General features: G+C 70.5%; 2 protein-coding genes and 1 pseudogene. All 3 read right to left on the reverse strand.

Features of this window, described 5'->3' with window-relative positions; all coding sequences use genetic code 11:
- The coding region (locus ABD52_RS36325) for a glycoside hydrolase family 43 protein (protein WP_047894731.1) at positions 1-1,348 on the reverse strand (1,348 nt) is incomplete at its 3' end.
- 124 nt (positions 1,349-1,472) lie between these two features.
- Positions 1,473-3,902, reverse strand: coding sequence for a ricin-type beta-trefoil lectin domain protein (locus ABD52_RS36330; RefSeq protein ID WP_082171460.1), 2,430 nt, complete (start codon positions 3,900-3,902; stop codon positions 1,473-1,475).
- A gap of 288 nt (positions 3,903-4,190) precedes the next feature.
- Positions 4,191-4,541 (reverse strand): annotated as a pseudogene (locus ABD52_RS36335) (cellulose binding domain-containing protein); the annotation flags it as partial.
- Positions 4,542-4,632: the final 91 nt, after the last annotated feature.

Below are 4,632 nucleotides of genomic sequence, written 5' to 3' on the forward strand. Positions count from 1 at the left end.
GGCCGGAGGTGAACCACCAGTGGTCGATGTTGAACAGCGAGCCGCTGCCGCCGGTGAACCGCAGGTAGAGGTCGTGGGTGCCGGTGGCGCCGCTGACCGGGCAGCTCGGGTTGGTCCAGGTCTGCCAGTCGCCGGTGGGGGTCACCTGGCAGGTGCCCACCAGCGGGCCGGTCACGCTGTCCAGGCGCAGCTCGATGGACCCCCCGCTGCCGGCCGAGGCCACCATGGCGGTGAACTTGGTCGCGCCGGCGCCGAAGGCCACGCCCTTGACCTTGATGTAGTCCCCGTTGTCGATGTAGCCGACGTTCCTCCCGCCCAGGGAGGACGCCTCGGTCTCGACCCCCTGCCCCCAGGCCATCGTCTCGGCCTCCTGCCGGGAGTACGGGTTCACGGTGCCGACCTGCGGGGCGCCGGTGGTGGTCATGTTGATCGTGGGGATCGAGCCGTCAGCGCCGTAGGAGAACTTCTCCACCGCCACCGACCTGGTGAAACCGCCGCCGCCGGGCAACGCGCCGTTGTGGTAGAAGAAGTACGAGTTGCCCTTGAAGTCGATGATCCCGGGGTGGTTGGTGAAGCTGCTGCCCTGGGTCGGCATGATCGTCCCGCGGTACGTCCACGGGCCCAGCGGCCCGGGAGCGGTCGAGTAGGCGACGAACTCCGAGCAGCACCTGGCCGCGAACGCCATGTAGTAGAGGCCGTTGCGCTTGTACACCCACGGCCCCTCCTCGTAGAGGGTCGGCCGGTTCGCGTCACCGGTCCGCGCCCCGAAGCCCGCGGTGGTCAGCGGGATCTGGGTGGGGCTGCCGGAGTACGAGGTCATGTCCGCGTTCAGCTTCACGTACCACAGTCGCGGGTTGCCCCAGTACAGGTACGCCTGGCCGTCGTCGTCGATGAACACCGTCGGGTCGATCTCGCCGTTGCTCACCAGCGGACGCCCGATGGCGTCACGGAACGGCCCGGTGGGGCTGTCCGCCACCGCCACCCCGATGCCCATCTGGCCGGTCGCCCGGACGACCATCGGCACGTACCAGTAGAACTTGCCGTTGCGCTGGACCGCCTGGCCGGCCCACGCGTCCTGCTTGGCCCAGCTGAACGTGGCGAGGCTGAGCGGCGACCCGTGGTCGGTCCAGTTCACCATGTCGTCGGACGAGAAGACCCGCCACTCCTTCATGGTGAACCAGGTCGAGTTGTCCTCGTCGTGGCCGGTGTAGAGGTAGACGCGGCCGTCGTGGACCAGCGGGGCCGGGTCGGCCGTGTAGATCGTCTGCACGATCGGGTTGTCCGCCCGGGCGACGGTCGGGGTCAGCCCTCCGGCGATGACCGGTGCCAGCCCCAGCAGGGCGAGCATCGTCACGGCCAGCGCGAGCCATCGTCTGGTCCGGCGGTCGGGTCTCCATAGCGTTGAGGTCACAGGTCGTCTCCCCGGTAGGCCGCGCCGCGGCGGATGGGTACGGTCGGCGAAGGTCGGGCCGTCACGCCCGGCTCCACTTCTGGCTGCTGCCGCCGGTGCAGGCGGACAGGACGATCGGGGTGCCGTTGCCGGTACCGCCGCCGTTCGGGCTCAGGCACAGTCCGGACTGGACGCCGGTGATCGTGCCGTCGGTGTTGACGTTCCACTGCTGGTTGGCGCCGCCGTTGCAGTCCCAGATGATGACCCGGGTGCCGGACGAGGTGCCCTGGCCCTCGGCGTCGAGGCACTTGCCGCCGTACACCTGGAGCTGCCGGCCGGAGGTCGCCGTCCACTGCTGGTTCGCGCCGCCGTTGCACTCCCACAACGTCACCTGCGTGCCGTTGGTCTGGGACTGGTTCGGCACGTCCAGGCAGCGGCTGGAGTTGGGGTTGAGCAGGGCGCCGCTCGTACCCCCGGGGTTGCCGCCCGGGCCGGCGACCACCGACAGGTTGTCGAACTGGGCGGTCTCGCCCTGGCTGGTGCCGAAGCCGACCTGGCCGGTGCCGAACGTGGAGTCGGTGACCGTGCCGACAGTCGTGCCGTCGATGGTGGCGGTGATGGTGGAGCCGGCGAAGCCCAGCGCGAGGCTGTGCCAGCGGTTGGTGCCGAGCGCGGCGACGTTCCCGCTGCGCAGCGTGGCGAGCTGCCCGGCGGTGTTGTTGCGCAGGATCGACCACGAGCCGGAGTCGGTGACCCGCAGGAAGTAGCCGTTGTACCGGCCGATCGGGTCGAGGTTCGTGGTGCCGACGCGGCCCTGGATCTGGGCGTAGCCGGACTGTTCGAGCAGGACGTCGGCGGAGACGGTGTAGTTGCCCCAGCTCAGGTTCCCGCCGTAGGTGGCCGGGTCGGCGAGGGTCTTCCAGGTGATCGGGGCCTGCGCGGACATCTGCCGCAGGCACATGCCGGCCCGGCCGCCGCCGCAGCCGACGGTCTCGAACGCGCCCTGCATGTCCTGGAGGTACTTCGGTATCCGCCCGGCCGCGTAGCCGTCGAAGTCGTCGCGGTACGGCAGGCCGAGCGAGCCCTGGGCCGGGCTGGTGGCGGTGCCCTTGCCCTGCCCGGTGGTCGTGGTGACGGTGTAGAGGTGTCCGGGCTGGACGGTGAGCGAGAACGATCCGCCCGACGGGGTGATGTCCGCGCCGCGGACGAAGAAGTCGTTCGGGTTCGTCGAGTTCAGGTTCGTGGACCAGACGTGCACCTGGCCGGTGGAGAGCCCGCCGGTGACGTTCACGGTGAGCTGCTGCGCCGCTGTGGCGTCCATGGTCTCGATGACGGTGCTGTAGTCGCCGCCGGTGGGGGAGCGCAGCGACACGTAGCTGCCGTTGTTGCGGTTGCCGCCCAGGTAGCCCGACGACGAGTCGAGGTAGCGCCAGCCGGGCGCGGTGAACTGGGTGGTGTGCGCCAGCGCCCAGGTGTTCTTGCCGACCGAGTACCAGCCGGACCAGGGCTGGTTGGCCAGGATCAGCCCGACCGTGGACCAGGGCAGGTTCGGTGTGATCGCGGCGATCAGGTCCCAGTTGAGGTAGGCGACCATCCGGCCGTCGATGTAGCCACGGTTGATGCCGCGGGCCAGCGGCTTGGCGCCGTCGTTGTAGTCCTGCGAGCCGCCCTCGCTGTTCCACAGCGTCTTGCCGGTGCTGGTGGCGGTGGACGAGACGGTGCAGGTGGTCTGTGCGCTGAGGTAGCCGCACGGGTAGTGGCCGCTGAGCACGTCGATGCTGTTGCGCAGCGTGGAGTTGCCGGCGACGGCGTTCGCCGGACCCCAGCTGCCCGGGTAGTCGTCGCCGTAGATGATCTTCACGTTGCCGTACCCGTTGCTGTTCAGTGCCTGACGCAGGCTGATGGTCCAGTTCGCGTCGGTCCGCTTCTCGTTCTGGGCGGCGGTGATGTAGTCCATGGTCAGGTTGTGCTGCCGCGCGCAGCCCAGCCAGTCCACGAAGTAGTTGATCATGTCCTGGGACATGAAGTTGCCGTTGCCGATCCACCCGGGAGCGCCCCAGGGCAGTGCCGCCAGCTTGATGGCGGGGTTGCGGGCCTTGGCCTGCTCCATGATCCACCACTGGTAGCGGCGGTTGCAGTTGAGATCGCCCCGGACGTGCTCGTGGCTCGGCTCGGAGCCGCTGGTGGAGTTGGTGTCGCCGCCCATCTCGACCTTGAGGATCTGCAACGCGGCGCCGTGGCCGGGCTTGAACAGGTAGTCCAGGATCTGCCCGCGTTGCGGCTCGGGATAGTCGATCAGCAGCCGGCTGTTGCCGCCGCCGCCGCTGACCGCGCCGACCCCGTCGAACGTCTGGCCGCCGGAGGCGCCGTTGACGGTGATCGAGGTGGCCGCCTGCGCGGGGGTCGCGGCGAGCGTCAGGCCGCCGCCGGTGGCGGCCAGGGCGAGAGCGAGGGCGGGTGCGGCGAGGCGCGATGGCCCGGATCGGACGGGCCGGGGACGGGGGATCACCATGACGGCTCCTCGGGTACGCGCGGGCGCCCGACCGTCCGGGACGGTGCCTCGCGAGTTGTGGATGGCCGTCGGTGTAAACGCTAACAGCGGCGGTGCGGTGGCCCCAGGGGTGCTGGTGGTGGTGGCCTGCGGGGTCGTGAATGTTAGCGCAAACATCGACCAGGGTTAATTAGAGCACATCCCGGCGTCCGGCGGGGCGTCGGTCGTCCCGCCGGTGCCGGGCCGGAGGGCGGCGATGTGCCACCCCACGGCCCGGCTCCCCGTGCGGGGATCGGCGGGCCGGCCCGGTCAGGGGCTGGTGCAGCTGACGCCGCTGGGCGCCGTGGCGCCGTTCCCGGTGGCGGTGAACCCGAACGTCGTCGAGGCGTTCGCGCCCAGCGTGCCGTTGTACGCCGCGTTGCGGACCGACACCGAGCCGGAGGTGCCGGTGTTGACGCCGTTCCAGAGGCTGCTGATGGCCTGGCCGGAGGCCAGGGTCAGGCGTACGGTCCAGCCGTTGAGCGTGGTGGCGCCGTTGTTGGCCACCGTGACCTCGGCCTGGTAGCCGCCGGGCCAGGTGTTCACGGTCCGGTAGGTGGCGGTGCAGGCGCCCGGCTCGCCGGTCGGCGGGGGCGTGGTCGGCGGAGGCGACGTCGGAGGCTCCAACGTCCGGCTGGTCGTCGCCGACCTCGCCGCCCGGCCGCTGACCGGCCGGACCGTGCCCACGCCCGCCGACTACGACGCCCCCCGG

This window comes from Micromonospora sp. RV43, from assembly GCF_001029515.1.
In the GTDB taxonomy this organism is placed as follows: Bacteria; Actinomycetota; Actinomycetes; order Mycobacteriales; family Micromonosporaceae; genus Micromonospora; species Micromonospora aurantiaca.